Below are 21003 nucleotides of genomic sequence, written 5' to 3' on the forward strand. Positions count from 1 at the left end.
ATCAATCGGTTGCCGCCTGTCCGCACGTGCGGCACTCCGGATCCTTCGCGATGCGGAAGCTGCGCATTTCCGCCTTGAGGCCGTCGAGGACGTGTAGGCGGCTCCACCGCGGATCGCCGAATGCCGCCTTGCCGGCGAGGAGGACGCGGATCGCGTGCATCGCGGCGAAGGTGCCGGTCCAGCCCGACATGGCGCCGAGCATGCCGTCCTCGGCGCAAGTGTCGCAATCGTCGGCATCGAAGGCGTCGCCGACGAAGCAGCGGTAGCAGGCCTCGTCTGGCAGGTGCCCCGCGAAGGCACCGATCTGGCCCTGAAAGCGACCCACGGCGGCCGAGAGGAGCGGGGTGCCGGATGCAACGCAGGCGTCCGACACCGCGAGGCGGGTGGCGAAGTTGTCGGTCCCGTCGAGCACCAGATCGGCGCCCGTGATCGCAGCGCCGGCGTTGTCGCGGGTCAGGCGCCGGTCGACCAGTTCGACCGCGAGCTCGCCGTCGAAGTTCGCCAGCCAGCGGCGTGCCGACACCGCCTTGCCGTACCCCACGTCGCGCTCGGAGTAGATCGTCTGGCGCTGGAGATTGGAGAGCTCCACTCGCCCGTCGTCGATCAGCGTGAATCGCCCCACGCCGGCGCCGGCAAGGTATTGCAGGACCGGGCTGCCGATCCCGCCCAGCCCGACCAGTGCGACATGCGCCGCGGCGAGCGCCACCTGTCCCGCGCCGCCGATCTCGGGCAGCACGATATGGCGCGCGAAGCGGTCGATGCGTTCTGGGGGAAGGGCCATGGGCAAGCTGTTGGCAGGCTGTGTCCAAGGTGTCGATATCTTGTGAGTCCCCGCGCAGGCGGGGACCTCAGGCAACTTACGGACGACCAAGGGGCCTGAGGCCCCCGCCTGCGCGGGGGCTCGCATCAGGCAATCAGCTCTCGAGCTGCCGCAGCAAGCTGCGCACGTCGCCGTCCATGTCGGCGTCGCGCTGGCGCAGGTCCTCGATCAGGCGCACGGCGTGGATCACGGTCGAATGGTCGCGGCCGCCGAACTTGCGCCCGATCTCGGGGTAGGAGCGCGGGGTCAGCACTTTGGAGAGATACATCGCCACCTGCCGCGGACGGACCACGGCGCGCGCGCGGCGCTTGCTCGACATTTCGGCACGGTCGATGCGGTAGAACTGGCACACCGTGCGCTGGATCTCGTCGATCGTGATCCGGCGGCGGTTGGCCGAGAGGATGTCGGTCAGCTGCTCCTCGGCGAGCTGGAGCGAGACTTCCTGACCGGTGAGCTGGGCATAGGCGATCAGCTTGTTGAGCCCGCCGACCAGCTCGCGCACGTTGCGCGTGATCGTGCGCGCGAGGAAGTCGATCACGTCTTCGGGCACCGAGAGCGGCGCGAACCGGGTCAGCTTCGATTCGAGGATCGAACGGCGCAGTTCGATGTCGGCCGCGGCGATGTCGGCGACGAGGCCCATCGACAGACGGCTGAGCAACCGCGGTTCCACGCCGTCCAGCGCCTGCGGCGCGCGGTCGGCGGCGAAGACCAGCCGCTTGCCCTCGGCCAGCAGCGCGTCGATCGTGTAGAGCAGTTCCTCCTGCGCGCTGGCCTTGCCGATGATGAACTGGATGTCGTCGACCAGCAGCAGATCGAAGCTGCGCAGGCGCGCCTTGAACTCGATCATCTGGTTCTGCTTCAGCGCCTGGACGAACTCGACCATGAAGCGCTCGGCGCTGCAGTAGAAAATTCGCGCGCGGGGATGCGTCGAGAGATAGGCGTGCCCGATCGCGTGCAGCAGGTGCGTCTTGCCCTGGCCGGTCGCGGCCTTGAGGTAGAGCGGCGAGAACTGCGGCTGCTCGCTCGCCGCCATGCGCTGCGCGGCGTTGCAGGCGAGCACGTTCGATTCGCCGGTGACGAAAGCTGCGAAGGTCAGCGAAGGGTCGAGCCCGACCGAGGAGGTGAAACCCTGTTCCCCGATCGTGCCGGCGGCGACCGCGATCATCGAGGAATCGGCGTCGTTCGCGGGGCGCCGCCCGTCGCCGGCCAGGCTCAGCTCGGGCAGCTTGCGGCGGCCCGGATGGACCGAGATGCGCACGTTGCGCACTTCGCTGCGCGCGATCTTCCATGCGAGCGAGAGCCGGTCGGCGAAGCGGTCCTGCACCCAGTTGGCGGAGAATTCGGTCGGCAGGTAGAGATCGAGCGTGCCGGTATCCTCGCAGAAACCGCCGAGCTGGATCGGCTTGATCCACTGGCTGTGGAGCTGGTGCCCCAGATCCTTCCGCAGGCCCTGGCTGATATCCGCCCAATCCGCAGCCAGGTTTACCGCTTCCAGATCTTCCATCGATTCCTCTTGCCCTTTGCCCAGTGCCGCGCGTGCTTCGCCGTTCCTGCTTTTCATTTTCGAACCGCTCCTGTCGCGCCCGGTCTGCCCCCCGGACATCCTCATGAACCCCACAGACGGCACGCACAGCCCGGTCCTGCCCGGAATCGGGGATTCCAGACCGAACGCGACCGTCCAATTTCCAGGAGCACCAGCCGTCCCGCCTCGTGCCGCAGACCTTTTAGGAAGCGCTTCGCTTGAGTCGCAAGAGGCCCGCCTGCAAAAAAACTGAAATAAAGGATATTGACTCGTCGCAACCCCGCAGCCGTCCGTTCAAGTTGCTGTTTGCGTTCGAAAATCACGTGCCGTGCCACGCGAATCGCGGAACTTCCTAGCTTTTCTCAAACGGGGTTCGGGGAAGGGTGGCAAAACGAAACGGGCCAGCGCTCATCGCGCCGGCCCGTTCGGCATCCAATGCTGCGGTTGCCCCGATCAGGGGCCCGCGAATCAGAGCGCCGCGACTCGCTTGGAGAGGCGCGACATCTTGCGCGCTGCGGTGTTCTTGTGGAGCACGCCGCGCGCGACGCCGCGAGCGAGCTCGGGCTGCGCGGTCTTGAGCGCTTCGGCAGCCGCCGTCTTGTCGCCGCCGGCAATCGCGGTTTCGACCTTCTTCAGGAAGCTGCGGATGCGGCTGATGCGCGCACCGTTGATCTCGGCGCGGTTGGCGTTGCGACGGATGCGCTTCTTGGCTTGCGGCGTATTGGCCATGTTCGTCCTTGTCTCGGGCCGTCTCGCGAACGGCCGGATTTCGTTCGTAAACCTGCAGAAAACGGCGGTATGCCCGCCGGAAAGCGCGCGCCTTAGCGGCGAAGGCCCGAATCGTCAAGCATAGCGCTCACCTGCAAGCAGCCGCGCGTTGACGAAGGCTGCTCGGCCCGCCGTTCACGTGGACCGGACCGGATTGCGCGCATGCGTAGGCAGGTCGTCGGGAAGCTGCAACCAGTGATGCTTCTCTTCGGCCCAGACGGCCTGCTCCGGCCTCGGGAAATCGCGATCGGCAAATGCTCCGGCCGCCACACCGACGAGATCCGGCAGGCGGTCGGCGTGCCACCAGAGATTCGAGCCGCATTCGGGGCAGAAGTGAAACGTTACGTCGAATCCGCTGGCGGACGGCCGGCGAAAGGCGGCTGGCTCGCCCGCCGCGAGCTCCACGCTGGCGCGCGGATAAAAGGCGGCCACGCTGAACAGCGAGCCGGTCCGCCTCTGGCAGTCGAAGCAGTGGCAGAGCGAGATCTTGGAGGGTTCGCCGTTGCAACGGAGCCTAATCTTCCCGCAGTGACATCGCGCTTCCCGGATCATGCGGAGAAACTGAACCTTTGCCCCGCGATCCGCAAGCGCGGCATCGAGCCCGCCGAACCGCGCACGACGGTATCGTCCTTATCGCTGGCAGCGCGGGCAGAACCATGTGCTGCGCCCGCCCTGCGCAATGCGGCGGATCGTGCCGCCATCCTCGCGGCGGCAGGGCTCGCCTTCGCGGCCGTAGACATTGAAGCGGGTGGCGAAATAGCCGAGCTCGCCGTCCGGCCGCGCGTAGTCGCGCAAGGTGGAGCCGCCGTCAGCGATCGACTGTTCGAGCACTTCGCGAATCGCGGGGACGAGCCGTCCGAGCGCCGCCCGCGAAACACCGCCGCCTGCCTTGCGCGGATCGATCCGCGCGCGGAACAGCGCCTCGCAGACGTAGATGTTGCCGAGCCCGGCGACGATCCGCTGGTCGAGCAGGAGGAGCTTGATCGCCTGCCTGCGGCCTTCCAGCGCCGCGTGGAGATAGGCGGCCGTCAACTCGTTCCCCAGCGGCTCGGGCCCCATGCCTACGAAGGAGGGCCATTCGTCGAGGCTTTCGGTCGGCACGAGATCGACCCAGCCGAACCGCCGCGGATCGCATAGCGCGAAGCGGTGGTCCCCGGTTTCGATGACGAGATGGTCGTGCCGGTCCTCCGTCGCCGGATCGATCCGCCAGCGTCCGCTCATGCCGAGGTGGAACACCAGCGTCTGCTCGCGGTCGGTGTGGATCAGCCCGAACTTGGCGCGCCGGCCGAGCCCCGTCACCCGCGCGCCTGTAAGCATCTGCGCCAGCTCGGGCGGAAAGGGCCGGCGCATGTCGGGCCGGTTCACCCTCGCACGGACGATCCGCTCGCCATCGAGAAATCGCGCGAGGCCGCGCACGGTGGTTTCGACTTCCGGAAGCTCGGGCATGTCCCTGCCCTCTAACACCCTTTGCCGGGGCGGCAATTCCTCCTAAGGCCCGGGCCATGAACGACAAGGTATCCTTCGGCTACGAAGACGTGGCTCCCGAGGAGAAGACCGAGCGCGTCGGCGCGGTGTTCTCCAGCGTCGCGGCGAAGTACGACGTGATGAACGACGCCATGTCGGGCGGGCTTCACCGGCTGTGGAAGGACCGCTTCGTCCGCCGGGTGAAGCCGCAGCCGGGCGAGGCGATCCTCGACATGGCGGGCGGCACCGGCGACATCGCCTTCCGCATCGCCGCGCGCGGTGCCGAAGTGACGGTCGCCGACATCAACCAGGACATGCTCGACGTGGGCATCGAGCGTGCGGTCGAGCGGGGGATCATTGGCCTCACCTGGTCCTGCCAGAACGCGGAGGAGCTCGGCTATCCGCGCCGGATGTTCGACGCCTATACGATCGCCTTCGGCATCCGCAACGTGACCCGGATCGACAAGGCGCTGGCCGAGGCGCACCGGGTGCTCAGGCACGGCGGGCGGTTCTACTGTCTCGAGTTCTCGACCACCGAGTGGCCTGGCTTCAAGGAAGTCTACGACCTCTATTCGCACAAGCTCGTGCCCCGGATCGGCAAGGCGATCGCGGGCGACGAGGACAGCTATCGCTATCTGATCGAATCGATCCGCCGCTTCCCGCCGATGCCCGAGTTCGAGGCGATGATCCGCGCAGCCGGCTTCGCGAATACGCGGGTCGAGCCGATCATGGGCGGGCTCGTGGCGATCCATTCGGGGTGGAAGGTGTGATGAGCTTAAGCGCGCTGGGGGCTCGTCCGCTACTATGACCCAGCCCGCCACGCATATCTTCCGGCTGCTCAAATGGGGCCGCACGCTGGCGCGGCACGGGGCGCTGCGCGGGATCGAGAACGATCCGAACACGCCCGATCCGGTCAAGCGGCTCGCGCGGGTGGCGCGCTTCGGCACGTTCCAGCCGGCGCAGCCCGATTACGCAGGGGCCTTTCGCGAGATCGGCCCCGCGGCGATCAAGCTCGGCCAGTCGCTCGCGACCCGGCCGGACCTCGTCGGCGAGGACGCGGCGCGCAATCTCCTCTCGCTGCAGGACAGTCTGCCGCCCGTCGCCTATCCTGAGATCGAGCGCGCGATCGCTGCGAGCTTTGGCCAGCCGGTCGACACGTTGTTCGCCGAGATCGATCCGGTGCCGGTCGGCGCCGCCTCGATCGCGCAGGTGCACCGCGCGGTGACGACCGACGGGCGGCAGGTCGCGGTCAAGGTGCTGCGGCCCGGCATCCGCGAACGCTTTGCGCGCGACATCGCGACCTACGAATGGGCGGCGGCGCACCTGGAGGCGCTCGGCGGCGAGGCCCAGCGGCTGCGCCCGCGGCTGACGATCGCCAACTTCAAGCGCTGGACCAACCGCGAGCTCGACCTGCGGCGCGAGGCCGCCTCGGCCAGCGAGCTCGCCGAGGCCATGCGCGGGGTCGAGCGGTACTGCATTCCCTCGATCGACTGGGACCGCACCAATGGCCGCGTGATGACGATCGAGTGGATCGACGGCATCAAGATCTCCGAGCGCGAGGCGCTCGTCGCCGCAGGGCACGACCTGCCCGAGCTCGCGCGGCGACTGGTGCTCGCCTTCCTGCGCCAGGCGATCAGCGCCGGATTCTTCCATGCGGACATGCACCAGGGGAACCTGTTCGTGCAGGCCGACGGAACGATCGTCGCAATCGACTTCGGCATCATGGGCCGGATCGACCGGCAGGCGCGGCAATGGCTGGCGGAGATCCTCTACGGCCTCACCACCGGAAATTACCGCCGTGTGGCGGAGATTCATTTCGAGGCGCAGTACGTGCCGAGCTACCACTCGGTGGACGAGTTCGCGACGGCCTTGCGCGCCGTCGGGGAGCCGATGCGCGGCAAGCCGGTGAGCGAGCTGTCGGTCGGGCAGATGCTCGACGGCCTGTTCGCGATCACCCGCGACTTCGACATGCAGACCCAGCCGCACCTGCTGCTGCTGCAGAAGACGATGGTCATGGTCGAGGGGATCGCGACCCAGCTCGATCCCGAGATCAACATGTGGGACGTATCGGCACCGTTCGTACGAAGCTGGGTCCGCGACGAACTCGGGCCCGAGGCTGCGCTCGCCAACCGGCTGCGCGAGGATACCGAGACCCTGCTGCGCATCCCGGCGCTGATCCGGCGCCTGGAAGAGAAGTTCCCGCCCCGCGGCGGTGCGCCCGAGCCGCCTCCGCTGCCGCGGATCGAGTTGATGTGGCAGCGCCGCAAGCGCACGCGGCGCACCTGGCCGGGCTACCTGCTCGCCGCGCTGGCCGGCGGTGGCGCGGTCGCAGCGGCTGCGCTGCTCGGTTGGATCGGCTGAGCGCGCTCAGGTCGTCGGGTGCGGCAGGACGCGGCTGGCGACGAGGAGCACGATCACGGTCACGGCCTCCACCACCATCGGCATCCAGAAGCCGGGCTCGGTTCCGTCGGCCGCGATGCTGACGAAGCGGCCGATCAGTGCGACGCCGAACAGGCCGGCGGGCACGAGCAGGATGTCGCCATTGCGGCGCCAGGCGCCGACCAGCATGCATATTGCCGCGATGACGAAGAACGCGGTCATGTCCGCGCGCATCGTCGCCAGGCCGTCGGCATCGATCGCGCGCAGGCCGAACGTCTCGCCGGAATTCACCGGATCGGCCAGGAAGCCCATCCCGGTCACCAGAAAGAACAGCCCGCCCACGAAAATGAGCGCCTTCAGTATGATCCGCATTGGTCCCCCTCCTCCATTTTTGCGTTCGGAGCCGGTCTACAGGCGTGGACGGGTGGACGGCCAGCCGAATCTTTACACGGCCGGGCAGGGCTGGCACGCGGCGGCGCGCCGGGCTAGGCTCGCGCACAGTGAAAACGGGGACGATCTGCCATGACCGTTGACAGTCGCTCGGGCGCTCCCCGCATTCTGCTCATCGTCGGCGGCGGCATAGCGGCCTACAAGGCGTGCGAGCTGGTGCGGCTGATCCGCAAGGCGGGCGGGTCGGTCACCTGCGTGATCACCGGAGGCGGGCAGCAGTTCGTCACCCCGATGACGCTGGCGGCGCTGTCGGAAAATCCCGTCTACACCACACTGTGGGACCTCAAGAACGAGGCGGAGATGGGCCACATCCAGCTCAGCCGCGAGGCCGACCTGGTGGTCGTGTGCCCGGCTACGGCGGATCTGCTGGCGAAGATGACCGCGGGCCTGGCCGACGATCTCGCGACCACGCTGCTCCTCGCGACCGACAAGCCGGTCCTGGCGGTGCCCGCCATGAACGTGCGCATGTGGCAGCACGCGGCGACGCAGCGCAACGTCGCATGGCTGCGCCAGGCGGGCGTCGAGGTGATGGAGCCCGACGAGGGGCCCATGGCTTGCGGCGAATACGGACCGGGCCGCCTGCCCGAGCCGGAGGCGATCTGGTCGGCGATCGCGGTGCGGCTGGGGCTTGTCCAGCGGCTCGCGGCCGACCCGCTTTCCGGCCAGCCCGACTTCGATGCCGCGCCAGCGCATCGTCCGCTCTACGGGCGGCACGTCCTCGTCACCGCCGGGCCGACGCACGAGCCAATCGATCCGGTGCGCTATATCGCCAACCGGTCGAGCGGGAAGCAGGGCTTCGCTATCGCCGCCGCGGCCGCCGCCGCGGGGGCGCGAGTGACCTTGATCGCGGGACCCGTCACGCTCGAAACGCCGCCGGGAGTGGAGCGGATCGACGTCGAATCGGCGCGCGAGATGGCGGCGGCGGTGCAGGACGCGCTGCCGGCCGATGTCGCGGTGATGGTCGCTGCGGTCGCCGACTGGCGCAGCAAGGATCTCGCCGCACAGAAGATCAAGAAGAACGGCGCCGCCCCGGCCGCGTTAGAGCTGGCCGAGAACCCCGACATCCTCGCCGCGCTCGCCCGCGACGCGCGGCGGCCCGGCCTGATCATCGGCTTCGCGGCCGAAACCGAGAACGTGGTCGCGAATGCCACCGCGAAGCGCGAGCGCAAGGGCGCCGACTGGATCGTCGCCAACGATGTCTCGGGCCCGAGAGAAGAAAGCGTGATGGGCGGGGAGAGCAATGCGGTGCACGTGATCACCGCCGAGGGCGTGGAAACGCTCGAGCAGATGCCCAAAGATGCCGTGGCCCGCGCGCTGGTCGAGCGGATCGCGCGAGAACTGGAGTCCGAAGACGAATGACCGATGCGATACCCGTCCGGATCAAGCGCCTGCCGCACGGCGAGGGGCTCGACCTGCCGCGCTATGCCACCGAAGGCGCCGCGGGCATGGACGTGCTGTCCGCCGAGGACGTGACGATCGCATCCGGCGCGCGTCACGCAGTCGCGACCGGCCTCGCGGTAGCCATTCCAGCAGGTTACGAGATTCAGGTCCGGCCGCGGTCCGGCCTCGCGCTCAAGCACGGGATCAGCGTGCCCAATGCGCCGGGGACGATCGATTCGGATTATCGCGGCGAGCTCAAGGTGATCCTGATCAACCACGGCGCCGAACCTTTCGCCATCGCGCGAGGCGACCGGGTGGCGCAGCTCGTGCTTGCGCCGGTCACGCAGGCAGCCTGGGATGAAGTCGCCGACCTCGACGAAACCGCGCGCGGAGCGGGCGGTTTCGGGTCGACGGGAGGGCATGCCCAGCTCGCATGATTCGGGCCAGTGGGCGGAGCGGCTCGTTGTCAGGCCGCCCCGCCCGGCTTGTCAGAGCATGATCGCCAAGGCCGCGAGGCCGGCGATCAGCAGAACGCCGATCACTGTGGCGATTCCCTTCTCGAGCGCGGACAGGCGGTCGAGGTGGTCCTTGCGGAACTGCTGGTAGGCACCGCCGAGCCGTTCGTCGCCCGCGAGTATCGCGGTTTCGAGCGCCGTCGCCTCCTTGCCGAACCACCGGCGAAGGTCGTCGATCTCGCTCTGCGAGAGCTCGGGGTAACGCGCGAGCAGGGCTTCGGCCTGCGTGCGCCGTTCGTCACCGGGCGAAGCCGCCCGGCTGGTCTGGATGGTCATGATTCACCTGAAATTGTCCGTTGTCGTCGTCGGCCGCGTGGCCGAGGCGGGAGGATTCAGGCGAAAGGCGGAGCGCGCGGGGCCAGCGAGAGGCTCGTCAACTCGCGCGCGAGCGGCGGGCCGGTCGGCGCCGGCAATGCGGCTGGTGCATAAGCAGCCGCCGGCGCGGCGGCCGGGACGGTGATGCGCGCGGCCGGGATCGGCGGCGGCGGTGTGGGCGGTTCCAGCCGCTGGACCTCGCCGCCACTCGCCATGCGCAGCGCGGGCGCGGTGGCGACGTCGACCGCGGAAATATCGAACGCGGAGCCGTGATGGCGCTCGATCCCGACCGCCTGCACGGGCACGGCCTGAAGGCCAATGACTGCCAGCAGGAGCGCGGCAAGTGCGCGAATCGCAAGGAAGGTCGGTGGCAGGCTCATGACGATACGGCCGGATGTAGCGCCGAACGCCGGGGCGGCAAGGTGCGGGCGGCGCGGCACCCAGCGAAAAGGGCGGACCCGCTTGCGCAGGCCCGCCCCCTTGGTGATCGCTGGGCGTGTGGTCGGATCAGTCGATCCGGCGCACCGAGGTCTCGCCCTCGGGCTTGATCGAGATGCGCACCGTCTCGCCCGAATTGCCCGGGAAATCGGTGAACATGGCGTCGACCAGGTTCGGCACGAGATACTGCAGCCGGTTCGAGGTGGAGACGGCTTCCGCCGTGCCTTCGAACAGGCGCGCGCCGTCCGCCGCGCGGTCGATCTTCAGCTCGATCCCGCTGGTGTAGACGGTGTAGCTGCGGATATCGGGCGCGCTGAACCACGGATCGTAGAACCCGTAGCCCCACGAACGCGTCGGCACGTAGGCGACGCGGTAGCCGTCGGGCGTGCGGACGTAGACCGGGCGGCGCGAAAAGCCGTACCACGGATCGTAGAACGGATCGCGGAAGCCCGGGGTCGAGCGAACCCGCTCGCGCCCGCCGTCGACGCCGTAATCGAACCGGACGAGAAGCGTCGCGTTCTCCGGCGAGGCCTGGGCGTAGCCGAGCTGCGCCATCTCCGCTTCGACGTAGTCGGCGTAGCGGGCGAACTCGAGACCGCCGGCGAGCGCCGGATCGTCCGCCACGACGGCGAAGGTCTGGCCCTGCGGCGCAGGAAGCTGCGACTGGAAGCGCGACACGTCGGCCTTGAACGGCGTGGCGCAGGCGGCGAGGCCGGCGAGCAGCACCGGCACGGCGGCGAGCTTGAGGGTGCGGCCCCAGCCTTTCTTGCGGGTGTTCATCGTATCATCCCCTTAGGAAGCAGTAACGCATAGCGCGACCGTCCCTCACGCCGGCTCTACGCTGTCATCGATAGAGCGTGTTGTAAAGGAGGCGGGCTGAATGGGAATTGAATGAGAACAGGGTGAAAACATAATGAAATCAGTGACGTCCAGCCCGTAACGCCCCTGTTTCGATCTTCGATCAATGCCCGTCACCCCCGCACGAGGCCAAGTGCCTCGTACGTCGCGGCGAGTGTCGGCGCGGCGCGCTTGCGCGCTTTGGCCGCGCCCTTGGCGAGAATCGCGTCGAGCGCCTCGCGGTCTTCCAGCAGCGCGCGGAACCGTGTGGTGATCGGCGCGATTGCCTCGACCATCAGTTCGCCCAACGCCGGTTTGAACGCACCGAAGCCCTGTCCGCCGAACTCGGCCAGCACTGCGTCGACCGAGGTGCCGGCTAGCCCGCCGTAGATCGATACGAGGTTGAGCGCTTCCGGCCGTCCCGCGAGCCCGGCCGCTTCGGACGGCAGCGGTTCGGGATCGGTCTTGGCCTTCTTGACCTTCTTCATGATCGCGTCGGCATCGTCGGTCAGGTTGATGCGCGCCATGTCGCTGGGATCGGACTTGCTCATCTTGGCCGTTCCGTCGCGCAGGCTCATGATCCGCGCCGCATCCGGCGGAGTGATCGGATCGGGCAGAGTGAAGACGGGCGCATCCTCGCTGGCGAAGTCGTTGTTGAACTTCTGCGCCACGTCGCGCGCGAATTCGAGGTGCTGCTTCTGATCCTCGCCCACCGGCACATGGGTTGCCTGGTAGAGCAGCACGTCGGCCGCCTGCAGCACCGGGTAGGTGAACAGTGCGGCGCTGGCGCCCTCGCGGTTCTTGCCGCTCTTGTCCTTGAACTGCGTCATGCGGTTCAGCCAGCCGATGCGGGCCGTGCCGTTGAGCAGCCATTGCATCTCGGCATGGGCGGGGACCTGCGCCTGGTTGAACAGGATCGAGCGGTCGGGGTCGATCCCGCAGGCGACCAACGCGGCGGCCATCTCCAGCGTCGCGCGGCGCAGTTCCGCCGGGTCGTGTGGCATCGAGATCGCGTGCAGGTCCGCCAGGAAGAACAGGCATTGGTTTTCGTCTGCGCTACCGCCTGCGGCTGCTTGAGCGCGGTTGGCGTCCTCCAGCTCGTCCTGCATGCGCACCCAATTGCGAATCGCCCCCAGGTAGTTGCCGAGGTGGAGATTGCCCGTGGGCTGGATGCCGGAAACGACGCGCATGACGGTCCTGTTGTTTGGGGTGAAGGAGGGGGAGCGCTTCCGGCCCCGGCCCCGCGATGTCAACCCTCGCGGCGCATCAGCCGGGCGATGGCCGCGCGGTCGAGCACGCCCAGCAGCGCCGCAAGCACGAAGTAGATCGCCCCGCCGATCGCGACCAGAGCGGCGATCGATCCCACGCGCTCAAGCACGCCGCCGGCATAGTAGTCCGCGCCCCAGGGCATGGCGAACCACAGCGCCGCGCCCATCAGCGCGGCCGCGAACGCAATCCGTGCGATACGCCAGGCGACTCGCCCCGTCATGCGGAAGTGCCCCTTGCGCGCCAGCAGGGCATAGAGCAGCGCGACGTTGGTCCAGGCTCCGGCGGATCCTGCCAGCGCGAGCCCGACGACGCCGAAGTGAGGCACGAGGACGAAGTTGAGCGCGATGTTGAGCAGGAGCCCGGCCATCGCGGTATAGACCGGCGTACGCGTGTCCTTGCGGGCGAAGTAGTTAGGCACCAGCACCTTGATCAGCACGTAGGCGGGCAGGCCCACCACCAGCGCCGAGGTCACCGCGCCGGTCGCCATCGCGTCGGACAGGGTGAACGCGCCGCCGGTGTAGAACGCGCGGGTGAAGGCGCTGCCGGTAACGAACAGAGCAACCGCCGCCGGCACGGTGAGCAGCATCGCTAGCTCGATCGCGTTCGACTGCAGGCGCTGGGCCGCGTCGTGGTCGGCGCCCGCGATATGGCGCGAGAGCGAGGGCAGGATCGCGGTGCCGAGCGCGATGCCGACGATCCCCAGCGGCAACTGGTTCAGCCGGTCGCCCATCGCGAGGAAGGTGTAGGCCCCGTCGGGCAGGGTGGCGAGGAAGAACAGGTCGATGAAGCGGCTGATCTGGTAGACGCCCGCGCCGAAGACCGCCGGGAGGATGAGAATCCCCAGTTCCTTCACCCCGTGCGTGATCCGCGGGCGGCCCAGGCGCATGCGGAAGCCCGCCTTGCGCGCCCAGACCCATAGCCAGACGAGCTGGAGCAGGCCCGACACCGTGACCGCGACCGCGAGCAGCTCGCCGGTCGCGCGCCGGGCCTCCACGCCTTCGCCGAGCGTCATGCCTGCGATCAGCGCGACGATCATGCACAAGTTGAGCAGGATCGGTGCTGCCGCGGCGGCGGCGAAGCGCGAGAGCGAGTTGAGAATCGCAGCGAACAACGTCGCGAGGCTCATGAAGGCGAGGTAGGGGAAAGTGATCCGCGCCATCAGCACGGCGAGGTCGAACAGCTCGGGATCGCCCTCGATCCCCTCGTTGGCGAAGAGACCGGCGATCCACGGCATGGCGATCAGCGCGAGCGCGCCGAACACGATCAGCACCGGGATCAGGAAGGCGAGCACTTCCTCGGCGAAGCGGCGCGCTTCGGAAAGGTCGTCGCGATTCGCCATGCGCCGATTGAACAGCGGCACGAAGGCGCTCGCGAAGGCGCCCTCGGCGAACAGCCGGCGGAAAATGTTCGGGAGCTGGAAGGCGAGCTGCCAGGCGTCGGCCACGCCGCCCGCACCGAGCGCGCGGGCAAGCAGCATGTCGCGCGCGAAGCCGAACAGGCGGCTGACCATGGTCAGCCCCCCGATCGTCCCGACGTTCTTGAGCAGGCTCATGCTACCCGTACCCTTCCCGCTACGTCTTTGGGAGGGGCGCGGAAGCTCAGGCTTCGCCCGCCGGAACGCCGCCCGCGGCGGCTTCTTCCTGCCGCTTCTGCTGCAGGCGCTGCGTGTAGAGGCCGTTGAAGTCGATCGGGTCGATCATCAGCGGCTGCTGGCCCGCGTCGCGGCTCGCATCGGCGAGGATGCGGCGGGCGAAGGGGAACAGCAGGCGCGGCGCTTCCGAATAGAGGAAGGCGTGCGCCTGATCCTCGGGCAGATTGCGCATGCCGAGTAGGCCGCAATAGGCGACTTCGACCAGGAACACGTTGCCCTTCTCCGCCTTCGCGGTGGCGTTGATCTTGAGCTCGACCTCGTGCACCTCGTCGCTGATCTGGCGCGCGGCGATGTTGAACTGCACGTCGACCTGCGGCGCGTCCTTCCACTGGAAGCACTCTGGCGCGTTGGGCACTTCGACCGACATGTCCTTGACGTACTGCGCGATGATCCCCGCGGCCGGCAGCGTGTCCGCGCCGTTGCCGCCGGTTGCGGGATCGAGATCGAGATCGGTAAGGACGTCGCCTTCGTCGGCCATGATGGAATACGCTTTCGTCGAGAATGGTACGGAGCGCCCGCCCGGCAGGGGCGAGCCTTGGCCCGCGCGCCTAGCACCGCGCGCCCGGTGCCGCAACTCGTGCTTGCGGCACGAGGCAGGCCGGATCGCAGACGGGGCGATACGCGTTGTCCATTTGTATTTTGCCACTATCTAGGGCACGATTGAACCGGATGCGGCGCCTGGCCGGTCCGCCATGCAAACGGACAGCTTCCTGTGATCTACGAAATCGTCATCCTCGCCATGATCGCCGCCTTCCTTGGCATGCGACTCTACTCGGTCCTCGGCCGCCGTGCCGAGCACGAGGAGGAGCCGATTCCGACGCGGTTCGACAAGGGCAAGCAGGCCGCGCCGCATGCCGCGGCGCCGGTGCAGCGCCAGAACGCGCCGCTGCCGCGCCCCGCGGGCGTCGTCCCGGCGGTGGAGCGCGGGGTGCAGGAGATTGCGGCGGCCGACCGCTATTTCGACCTCACAGCCTTCCTTGAAGGGGCCAAGGGCGCCTATGCCATGGTGCTCGAGGCGTTCTGGAAGGGTGACCGCGAGACGCTGCGGGAACTGTGCGACGACGACGTCTACGCCGGCTTCGACGCCGCTATCGCCGCACGCGAGGAAGCGGGCGAGACGCTCGACAACCGCCTCATCCGGATCGAGGATGCGACGATCCACAGCGCATCGCTCGACGGCGGGCGTGCGCGGATCGCGGTGAAGTTCGTCTCCGACATCGCCGCGGTGACGCGCGACAGCGAGGGCAACATGATCGCCGGCTCGCTCGACGATGCGATCGTGAGCCGCGACGTGTGGACCTTCAGCCGCATGGTCGACTCGCCCGGTCCGGACTGGCTGCTCGACGAGACCGACGAGGGCTGACTTCAGCATAAAGGGGAGGGACCGGCCATGCGTCGCTGGGGGATACTGGCCGCGCTGGCCCTGACGACCGGCTGCACGATCGTGCCTCCGGGCACCGGACCGCGTCCCTCCGCCCCGGTTGCGCCGCCCGCCGGCGTGACGAGCGCCGCCCTTGCTGGCGTGAGCGCCGGCCCGAACCTCGGCTCCCTCGGTCTCCGTGCGGCCGATGCCGACACTGCGCTCGCCTCGTTCCGCGAAAGCTGCCGCTGGCTGCTGACGCGCCCGGATGCGAGCGGGCTGACTCGCCCCGAAGACTGGCGCCCGGCTTGTGGCGCGGCGAGCACTTGGCCGCAGGGCCGCGGACACGATTTCTTCCAGCAGCATTTCGAAACCGCCCGCGTCGGCGATGGCGCGGCCTTCGCCACCGGCTACTTCGAGCCGGAGATCCGCGGCAGCCGCACCCGCATCCCCGGCTACGACGTTCCGGTCTACGCCATGCCGAGCGATCTGGTCCGCGCCTGGGCCGACGACGTGCCCGAAAGCGAGCGCACCGGTCGTCCGCCCCTCGGCCGCTACGACGAGAACGGCGATTTCATACTCTACTACGACCGCACGCAGATCGAGCAAGGCGCGCTCGCCGGCCGCGGGCTGGAGATCGCCTGGGTGGCGGATCCGGTCGAGTTCTTCTTCCTCCAGATCCAGGGTTCCGGCCGCCTCGTCGCGCCCGACGGCAGTGTCATGCGCATCGGCTATGCCGGGCAGAACGGGCGCGAATATGTCGGCGTGGGCCGTGTCATGCGCGAGCGCGGGCTGATCGGCGACGGGCCGGGCCAGTACTCGGGCTCGATGCAGGGCATCATGGCCTATATCCGGGAGAACCCGGAGGAAGGCCGCGAGCTGATGCGGCTCAACAAGAGCTGGATCTTCTTCCAGGAACTGAAGGGCGACGGCCCGCTCGGCTCTCTCGGCGTGCCGGTGCGGCGCGAAAGCTCGGTTGCGGTCGATCCCGCCTTCGTCCCCTACGGCGCGCCGGTCTGGCTCGAAGTGGACCGGCCCGAGGCCGATGGTCTGTGGGTGGCGCAGGACACCGGGGGCGCGATCAAGGGCGCCAACCGCTTCGACACGTTCTGGGGCGCGGGCGAGGATGCCCGGCGCATCGCCGGCGGCATGAGCGCGCGCGGCCAAGCGCTGGTGCTGCTGCCGAAGGGAACCGTCGCGCGCCTCAACGGGCGATGAGCGCCCCGCGCGGATTGAGCGAGGCGGAGAAGGCGGCGTGGGAGCGCCTTGCCTCCACGGTGACGCCGCTGCACCTTCCCCGTGTCCGGGCGGGCGCAGCGTCCACCGATCCGAAGCCTCCGGCCAAAGCGCCCCCGAAACCGCCTGCCAAATCCGCCAAGCCGCCGGTGCCCGGAACGCGGCCCGTGCCTCTCCAGCAACCTCCGGCGAGGGTTCCTCCCGCCAAGGTGGAGGATGGGCTCGACTCCCATTGGGAGCGGCGCTTCAAGGCGGGCAGCGTGGCGCCCGATTTCACGCTCGACCTGCACGGCCACTCGCTGGATGCGGCGCACGCGCGGCTGGAGAGCGGGCTGTTCCAGGCCAAGGCCATGGGCGCGCGGGTGATCCTGCTGATCGCCGGCAAGCCGCGCCCCGTCGATGCTGCCGATCGCGGCAGCCGTCGCGGCGCGATCCGGGCGAAAATCCTCGACTGGCTCGCCGCCGGCCCGCACGGCCCCGACATCGCCGCCATACGAAAAGCGCACCGCCGCCACGGAGGCGAAGGTGCGCTTTATCTGGTGCTGAAACGGCGAAGGTGACACAGGGAGTGCCACCCGCTCGGGGCGGCAGTTTTTCGCGCAGAGGCCGTGGAGGGCGCTTCGCTTCGTTACAGATCTTCACCATCCCAAGCGACACCGGAATCGAGATTCAGACCTCCGACCATGGATTCCCGCTTTCGCGGGAAGGACAATAGGGGGTGGGAGGGACGATTGCCCGCAGGCGCCAGCCCTTACCTACTTCCCGTCATCCCAGCTTTCGCTGGGATGACGAAGAGGAGGCGAGCAGCGCCCGCCCCTCTTACTCTCCGCGTTCTCCGCGGGCTCTGCGCGAACCAAATCTGTTAGCGGCTCAAGCCGCCTCCGCCACCTCGACCGGTTCCGTGCGGATCAGGTAGTCGAACGCGCTCAGCGCCGCCTTGGAGCCTTCGCCCATGGCGATCACGATCTGCTTGTAGGGCACGGTCGTGCAGTCGCCCGCGGCGAACACGCCGGGGAGGTTGGTGGCCGCGTTGCCGTCGATTTCGATCTCGCCGAACTTGCTGAGCGCGAGGCCGCTGTCTTTCAACCATTCGGTGTTGGGCACCAGGCCGATCTGGACGAACACGCCGGCCAGCTCGACGCGGTGCTCCTCGCCGCTCGCGCGATCCTTGTAGACGAGGCCGTTCACGCGGTTGCCGTCGCCGGTGATCTCGGTCGTCTGCGCGTTGGTGAGCACTTCGACGTTGCCCATGCTGCGCAGCTTGGCTTGCAGCACCTCGTCGGCGCGGAGCTTGGTGTCGAACTCGATCACGGTGACGTGGTCGACGATCTTGGCAAGGTCGATCGCCGCCTCGACGCCCGAGTTGCCGCCGCCGATCACCGCGATGCGCTTGCCCTTGAACAGCGGGCCGTCGCAGTGCGGGCAGTAGGCCACGCCCTTGTTGCGGTATTCGGCCTCGCCCGGCACGCCGAGGTTGCGCCAACGCGCGCCGGTCGCGAGGATCAGCGAGCGCGTCTTGAGCGAGGCGCCGTTGGCGAACACGACTTCGTGCAGACCGCCCGGCTTCGAGGCGGGGATCAGCTTCTCCGCCTGCAGGCGGTCCATCAGGTCGATCTCGTACTCGCCGACGTGGCTCTCGAGCTGCGCCGCCAGCTTCGGTCCTTCGGTGTAGGTCGTGCCGGTCAGGTTCTCGATCCCGAGCGTGTCGTGAAGCTGGCCGCCGAAGCGCTCGGCGGCGATGCCGGTGGAGAAGCCCTTGCGCGCGGTGTAGATCGCGGCCGAGGCGCCAGCGGGGCCGCCGCCGACCACGAGCACTTCGAACGGCTCCTTCTCGGCCAGCTTGGCCGCCTGGCGCTCGCCGGCGCCGGTGTCGAGCCTGGCCAGCACGTCCTCCAGGCTCATCTTGCCGTTGAAGAACGGCTCGCCGTTCAGGAACGTCGCGGGCACGGCCATCACGTCGCGCGCCTCGACCTCGTCCTTGAAGGTGCCGCCTTCGATCAGGGTCGCGGTGATGCGCGGGTTGAGCAGCGCCATCAGCGTCAGCGCCTGCACCACGTCGGGGCAGTTGTGGCAGCTCAGCGAGAAATACATCTCGAAGTTGTAGTCGCCCTCGAGCCGCTCGATTGCCTCGATGGTCTCGGGATCGGCCTTGGGCGGATGGCCGCCGGCCCAGAGCAGCGCGAGCACCAGCGAGGTGAACTCGTGCCCCATCGGCAGGCCCGCGAAGCGGACCCACTTCTCGGCGTCGGACGCGCGGCGGATGATGAAGCTCGGCTTGCGTTCGTCCGTTCCGTCGAACTGGGCGGAGACATGTTCGTGCAGCTCGGCAATCTCGGTCAGGAGCGCGCGCGTTTCGCCCGACTTCGCGTCGTCGCCCAGCGAGGCGACGAGCTCGATCGGCTCGCGCAGATTGGCGAGGTATTGCTTGAGCTGCTGCTTCATCGCGGTGTCGAGCATCGGGTGAACTCCTGGAAAATGGGTCGCCATTGCAGGCGCGCCGATCGCGCGCGAACGATCTGCGGACGAGTCCGCACGGATCGGTCCTCGCTGGTCCCCTCGCAATGGCGACGGGAGGGGCAGCGGAATAAGTGATGAAGGCCCGGGGCGGGGGGAGGGGGAGGGTGCCCCGGACCTTCCACGTGACCCGGGCCGAAGCCCGGGTTCCTGTGTTCGGTGGCTAAGCCTTAGAGCTTGCCGACGAGGTCGAGCGACGGAGCCAGCGTCTCGCCGCCTTCTTCCCACGCCGCCGGGCAGACCTGGCCCGGGTTCGCGCGGACATACTGCGCGGCCTTGATCTTGCGGGTCAGCTCGTTGGCATTGCGGCCGACGCCTTCGCAGGTGATCTCCATGATCTGGATCACACCGTCGGGATCGACCACGAACGTCGCACGGTCCGCGAGGCCGGCGCCTTCGCGCAGCACACCGAAGTTGTTGGCGAGGATGTGGTTCTGGTCGCCGAGGAAGGCGTATTCGAGCTTGCCGATCTTCTCCGACGTGTCATGCCAGGCCTTGTGGCTGAAATGCGTGTCGGTGCTGACGGCATAGACGTCGACGCCCATCTGCTGGAGCAGATGATACTTTTCGCCGAGGTCTTCGAGCTCGGTCGGGCAGACGAACGTGAAGTCGGCCGGATAGAAGAAGAACACGGCCCACTTGCCCTTCAGGTCCTCGTCGGAAACCTCGAAGAAGTCCTTGCCCTTCTGGAAGGCGGTCGCCTTGAACGGCTGGATCGTGCTGCCAATGATACCCATGTTTGAATCCTCTTTCTGGGGTGAAACTCGAGGCTTCAGATAAGAGGTTGTACGATCAACAAAAGCGTTTTTGTGCGATTGCGAACATCGATATAATCGATCACAACGCTGGAACTTTCGAAAAGCGCAACAGACTCCTCATGAGCATTGCGCGTGGTGCAACATCTTGTGATCGGCAAGCACGAGTGCCATCATCGCCGCGACCACCGGCGTCCCCCGGATGCCGACGCATGGGTCGTGACGGCCCTTGGTGCGGATCTGGGTTGCCTCGCCCTCTCTCGTGATCGAATCGACCGGGGTCAGGATCGAGCTGGTCGGCTTGAAGGCGATGCGGCAGACGACCGGCTGGCCGGTCGCGATGCCGCCGGCGATGCCGCCCGCGTGATTGGCCGTGAACTCGGGACCGTTCACGCCGGGGCGCATCGGGTCGGCATTCTCCTCGCCGCGCAAGGCGGCGGCGCCGAAGCCGTCGCCGATCTCGACGCCCTTGACCGCGTTGATCCCCATCATGGCCGAGGCGAGGTCGGCGTCGAGCTTGGCGTAGATGGGCGCGCCCCAGCCGGCCGGCACACCCTCGGCCACGCATTCGACGACTGCGCCAAGGCTGGAGCCGTCCTTGCGCGCCGCGTCGATCAGGTTTTCCCAGCGCTTGGCCGCCCAGCTATCGGGGCAGAAGAACGGGTTGTCGCCGATCGTGTCGAGGTTCATCGCCTCGCGGTCGATGGCGTCGCTGCCGATCTGGACGACGTAGGCGGTGATCGTCACCTCGGGGATCACCAGCCGCGCGACGGCGCCGGCCGCGACCCGCGCCGCCGTCTCGCGCGCCGAGCTGCGCCCCCCGCCGCGATAATCGCGCAGGCCGTATTTCGCGTCGTAGGCGTAGTCGGCATGGCCGGGACGGTAGGCGGCGGCGATTTCCGAATAGTCCTTCGATCGCTGATCGGTGTTCTCGATCATCAGCGAGATGGGCGTTCCGGTCGTGCGACCCTCGAACGTGCCGGAGAGGATCTTCACCCGGTCCGGCTCCTGCCGTTGGGTGGTGAACTTCGACTGCCCGGGCCGCCGTGCATCGAGGAACGGCTGGATCTGCTGTTCAGAAAGCTCCAGCCCCGGCGGACATCCGTCGACCACCGCGCCCAGCGCCGGCCCGTGGCTCTCCCCCCAGGTCGTCATGCGGAAAACCCGCCCGAATGTGTTCCAGCTCATGCGGGAGGGATGTGGCGCAAGATTTCGGGCCTGTCCAATGCCGGAGAGGAAGGAATTTTTGTTTCGCGCAAAGACGCGAAGAAGGTCGCTGCGAGGCACTGCGGACAAAACAACGCCGGCACTGGCCAAACCGCCCGCGCTC

Annotated in this window: 22 protein-coding genes; 7 read left to right on the top strand and 15 right to left on the bottom strand. The window is 68.1% G+C overall.

What is annotated here, in order from left to right; translation table 11 throughout:
* Nucleotide 1: 1 nt before the first annotated feature.
* From JNO53_RS05735 to mutM, 5 genes are all read right to left on the bottom strand, one after another.
* A complete protein-coding gene (locus JNO53_RS05735) occupies nt 2-781 on the bottom strand; it encodes a HesA/MoeB/ThiF family protein (protein WP_203108563.1) in 780 nt (259 codons plus the stop codon).
* A 133-nt stretch (nt 782-914) separates the two neighbouring features.
* Nucleotides 915-2381 (bottom strand): chromosomal replication initiator protein DnaA, encoded by a 1467-nt coding sequence (gene dnaA, locus JNO53_RS05740; RefSeq protein ID WP_203108565.1) that lies wholly within the window; start codon nt 2379-2381, stop codon nt 915-917.
* A gap of 429 nt (nt 2382-2810) precedes the next feature.
* Nucleotides 2811-3071 carry a 30S ribosomal protein S20 gene (rpsT, locus tag JNO53_RS05745; RefSeq protein ID WP_119514651.1) on the bottom strand — a complete coding sequence of 87 codons (261 nt, stop codon included), beginning with the start codon at nt 3069-3071 and terminating at the stop codon, nt 2811-2813.
* 174 nt (nt 3072-3245) lie between these two features.
* Nucleotides 3246-3662 (bottom strand): GFA family protein, encoded by a 417-nt coding sequence (locus JNO53_RS05750; protein ID WP_203108567.1) that lies wholly within the window; start codon nt 3660-3662, stop codon nt 3246-3248.
* Between the two features lie 78 nt (nt 3663-3740).
* Entirely contained in the window at nt 3741-4556 is an 816-nt protein-coding gene (gene mutM / locus JNO53_RS05755; protein ID WP_203108569.1) for a bifunctional DNA-formamidopyrimidine glycosylase/DNA-(apurinic or apyrimidinic site) lyase, read from the bottom strand.
* A 56-nt stretch (nt 4557-4612) separates the two neighbouring features.
* Between mutM and JNO53_RS05760 the strand changes: the two genes are divergently transcribed.
* Both JNO53_RS05760 and ubiB read left to right on the top strand, forming a co-directional pair.
* Nucleotides 4613-5344, top strand: a complete 732-nt coding sequence (locus JNO53_RS05760) for a class I SAM-dependent methyltransferase (protein WP_203108571.1) — start codon at nt 4613-4615, stop codon at nt 5342-5344.
* A 34-nt stretch (nt 5345-5378) separates the two neighbouring features.
* On the top strand, nt 5379-6935 hold the full coding sequence (gene ubiB / locus JNO53_RS05765) for a 2-polyprenylphenol 6-hydroxylase (protein WP_203108573.1): 1557 nt from the start codon (nt 5379-5381) through the stop codon (nt 6933-6935).
* 6 nt (nt 6936-6941) lie between these two features.
* Here the strand turns inward: ubiB and JNO53_RS05770 are convergent, their stop codons facing one another.
* A complete protein-coding gene (locus JNO53_RS05770) occupies nt 6942-7325 on the bottom strand; it encodes a DUF4345 family protein (RefSeq protein WP_203108575.1) in 384 nt (127 codons plus the stop codon).
* A 150-nt stretch (nt 7326-7475) separates the two neighbouring features.
* Here JNO53_RS05770 and JNO53_RS05775 point away from each other — a divergent pair, with 150 nt between their 5' ends.
* Together JNO53_RS05775 and dut are read left to right on the top strand one after the other, a co-directional pair.
* Complete coding sequence (locus tag JNO53_RS05775) at nt 7476-8762, top strand: bifunctional phosphopantothenoylcysteine decarboxylase/phosphopantothenate synthase (protein WP_203108577.1); 1287 nt, start codon at nt 7476-7478, stop codon at nt 8760-8762.
* Nucleotides 8759-9220 (top strand): dUTP diphosphatase, encoded by a 462-nt coding sequence (gene dut / locus JNO53_RS05780; protein ID WP_203108579.1) that lies wholly within the window; start codon nt 8759-8761, stop codon nt 9218-9220. Before JNO53_RS05775 ends, dut begins: the two co-directional genes overlap by 4 nt.
* A 51-nt stretch (nt 9221-9271) precedes the next feature.
* Here dut and JNO53_RS05785 read toward each other — a convergent pair whose 3' ends face one another.
* The 6 genes from JNO53_RS05785 to secB all read right to left on the bottom strand — a co-directional run bounded on the left by JNO53_RS05785 (nt 9272) and on the right by secB (nt 14286).
* Nucleotides 9272-9574, bottom strand: coding sequence for a hypothetical protein (locus JNO53_RS05785; RefSeq protein ID WP_203108581.1), 303 nt, complete (start codon nt 9572-9574; stop codon nt 9272-9274).
* Between the two features lie 56 nt (nt 9575-9630).
* A complete protein-coding gene (locus tag JNO53_RS05790) occupies nt 9631-9993 on the bottom strand; it encodes a hypothetical protein (protein ID WP_203108583.1) in 363 nt (120 codons plus the stop codon).
* A 127-nt stretch (nt 9994-10120) separates the two neighbouring features.
* The gene (locus JNO53_RS05795; RefSeq protein WP_203108585.1) at nt 10121-10831 is read right to left on the bottom strand and encodes a DUF4136 domain-containing protein; all 711 of its coding nucleotides are present in this window, start codon (nt 10829-10831) and stop codon (nt 10121-10123) included.
* 191 nt (nt 10832-11022) lie between these two features.
* Nucleotides 11023-12078: a tryptophan--tRNA ligase gene (gene trpS / locus JNO53_RS05800; protein ID WP_203108587.1), complete on the bottom strand. Its 1056-nt coding sequence runs from the start codon at nt 12076-12078 to the stop codon at nt 11023-11025.
* A gap of 59 nt (nt 12079-12137) precedes the next feature.
* A complete protein-coding gene (gene murJ / locus JNO53_RS05805) occupies nt 12138-13709 on the bottom strand; it encodes a murein biosynthesis integral membrane protein MurJ (protein WP_203108589.1) in 1572 nt (523 codons plus the stop codon).
* Between the two features lie 46 nt (nt 13710-13755).
* Entirely contained in the window at nt 13756-14286 is a 531-nt protein-coding gene (gene secB / locus JNO53_RS05810) for a protein-export chaperone SecB (RefSeq protein ID WP_203108591.1), read from the bottom strand.
* A 234-nt stretch (nt 14287-14520) separates the two neighbouring features.
* Here secB and JNO53_RS05815 point away from each other — a divergent pair, with 234 nt between their 5' ends.
* The 3 genes from JNO53_RS05815 to JNO53_RS15505 all read left to right on the top strand — a co-directional run bounded on the left by JNO53_RS05815 (nt 14521) and on the right by JNO53_RS15505 (nt 16964).
* Nucleotides 14521-15171 carry a Tim44/TimA family putative adaptor protein gene (locus tag JNO53_RS05815; protein WP_203108594.1) on the top strand — a complete coding sequence of 217 codons (651 nt, stop codon included), beginning with the start codon at nt 14521-14523 and terminating at the stop codon, nt 15169-15171.
* A 27-nt stretch (nt 15172-15198) separates the two neighbouring features.
* Entirely contained in the window at nt 15199-16386 is a 1188-nt protein-coding gene (mltA, locus tag JNO53_RS05820) for a murein transglycosylase A (RefSeq protein ID WP_203108596.1), read from the top strand.
* A gap of 278 nt (nt 16387-16664) precedes the next feature.
* On the top strand, nt 16665-16964 hold the full coding sequence (locus JNO53_RS15505; RefSeq protein WP_338015305.1) for a Smr/MutS family protein: 300 nt from the start codon (nt 16665-16667) through the stop codon (nt 16962-16964).
* Nucleotides 16965-17274: 310 nt separating this feature from the next.
* On the opposite strand, the gene ahpF is transcribed toward JNO53_RS15505, so the two are convergent.
* The 3 genes from ahpF to aroC form a co-directional block, all read right to left on the bottom strand.
* The gene (gene ahpF, locus JNO53_RS05830) at nt 17275-18861 is read right to left on the bottom strand and encodes an alkyl hydroperoxide reductase subunit F (RefSeq protein WP_203108600.1); all 1587 of its coding nucleotides are present in this window, start codon (nt 18859-18861) and stop codon (nt 17275-17277) included.
* 227 nt (nt 18862-19088) lie between these two features.
* Nucleotides 19089-19655 carry an alkyl hydroperoxide reductase subunit C gene (gene ahpC, locus JNO53_RS05835; protein ID WP_203108602.1) on the bottom strand — a complete coding sequence of 189 codons (567 nt, stop codon included), beginning with the start codon at nt 19653-19655 and terminating at the stop codon, nt 19089-19091.
* A gap of 138 nt (nt 19656-19793) precedes the next feature.
* Nucleotides 19794-20861, bottom strand: coding sequence for a chorismate synthase (aroC, locus tag JNO53_RS05840; protein WP_203108604.1), 1068 nt, complete (start codon nt 20859-20861; stop codon nt 19794-19796).
* Nucleotides 20862-21003 lie beyond the last annotated feature (142 nt).

Origin of the sequence: Altererythrobacter sp. C41 (assembly GCF_016803135.1) — a bacterium.
In the GTDB taxonomy this organism is placed as follows: Bacteria; Pseudomonadota; Alphaproteobacteria; order Sphingomonadales; family Sphingomonadaceae; genus Pelagerythrobacter.

Excerpts from the sequence above, each read along its gene's own strand:
- JNO53_RS05795 (WP_203108585.1), bottom strand. The coding sequence starts at position 10,831 with ATGAACACCCGCAAGAAAGGCTGGGGCCGCACCCTCAAGCTCGCCGCC.
- rpsT (WP_119514651.1), bottom strand. The coding sequence starts at position 3,071 with ATGGCCAATACGCCGCAAGCCAAGAAGCGCATCCGTCGCAACGCCAAC.
- mltA (WP_203108596.1), top strand. The coding sequence starts at position 15,199 with ATGCGTCGCTGGGGGATACTGGCCGCGCTGGCCCTGACGACCGGCTGC.
- dut (WP_203108579.1), top strand. The coding sequence starts at position 8,759 with ATGACCGATGCGATACCCGTCCGGATCAAGCGCCTGCCGCACGGCGAG.
- ubiB (WP_203108573.1), top strand. The coding sequence starts at position 5,379 with ATGACCCAGCCCGCCACGCATATCTTCCGGCTGCTCAAATGGGGCCGC.
- JNO53_RS05770 (WP_203108575.1), bottom strand. The coding sequence starts at position 7,325 with ATGCGGATCATACTGAAGGCGCTCATTTTCGTGGGCGGGCTGTTCTTT.
- ahpC (WP_203108602.1), bottom strand. The coding sequence starts at position 19,655 with ATGGGTATCATTGGCAGCACGATCCAGCCGTTCAAGGCGACCGCCTTC.
- JNO53_RS05760 (WP_203108571.1), top strand. The coding sequence starts at position 4,613 with ATGAACGACAAGGTATCCTTCGGCTACGAAGACGTGGCTCCCGAGGAG.
- JNO53_RS05790 (WP_203108583.1), bottom strand. The coding sequence starts at position 9,993 with ATGAGCCTGCCACCGACCTTCCTTGCGATTCGCGCACTTGCCGCGCTC.
- secB (WP_203108591.1), bottom strand. The coding sequence starts at position 14,286 with ATGGCCGACGAAGGCGACGTCCTTACCGATCTCGATCTCGATCCCGCA.
- ahpF (WP_203108600.1), bottom strand. The coding sequence starts at position 18,861 with ATGCTCGACACCGCGATGAAGCAGCAGCTCAAGCAATACCTCGCCAAT.
- JNO53_RS05785 (WP_203108581.1), bottom strand. The coding sequence starts at position 9,574 with ATGACCATCCAGACCAGCCGGGCGGCTTCGCCCGGTGACGAACGGCGC.
- murJ (WP_203108589.1), bottom strand. The coding sequence starts at position 13,709 with ATGAGCCTGCTCAAGAACGTCGGGACGATCGGGGGGCTGACCATGGTC.
- dnaA (WP_203108565.1), bottom strand. The coding sequence starts at position 2,381 with ATGAAAAGCAGGAACGGCGAAGCACGCGCGGCACTGGGCAAAGGGCAA.
- JNO53_RS05735 (WP_203108563.1), bottom strand. The coding sequence starts at position 781 with ATGGCCCTTCCCCCAGAACGCATCGACCGCTTCGCGCGCCATATCGTG.
- mutM (WP_203108569.1), bottom strand. The coding sequence starts at position 4,556 with ATGCCCGAGCTTCCGGAAGTCGAAACCACCGTGCGCGGCCTCGCGCGA.
- JNO53_RS05775 (WP_203108577.1), top strand. The coding sequence starts at position 7,476 with ATGACCGTTGACAGTCGCTCGGGCGCTCCCCGCATTCTGCTCATCGTC.
- JNO53_RS05750 (WP_203108567.1), bottom strand. The coding sequence starts at position 3,662 with ATGATCCGGGAAGCGCGATGTCACTGCGGGAAGATTAGGCTCCGTTGC.
- trpS (WP_203108587.1), bottom strand. The coding sequence starts at position 12,078 with ATGCGCGTCGTTTCCGGCATCCAGCCCACGGGCAATCTCCACCTCGGC.
- aroC (WP_203108604.1), bottom strand. The coding sequence starts at position 20,861 with ATGAGCTGGAACACATTCGGGCGGGTTTTCCGCATGACGACCTGGGGG.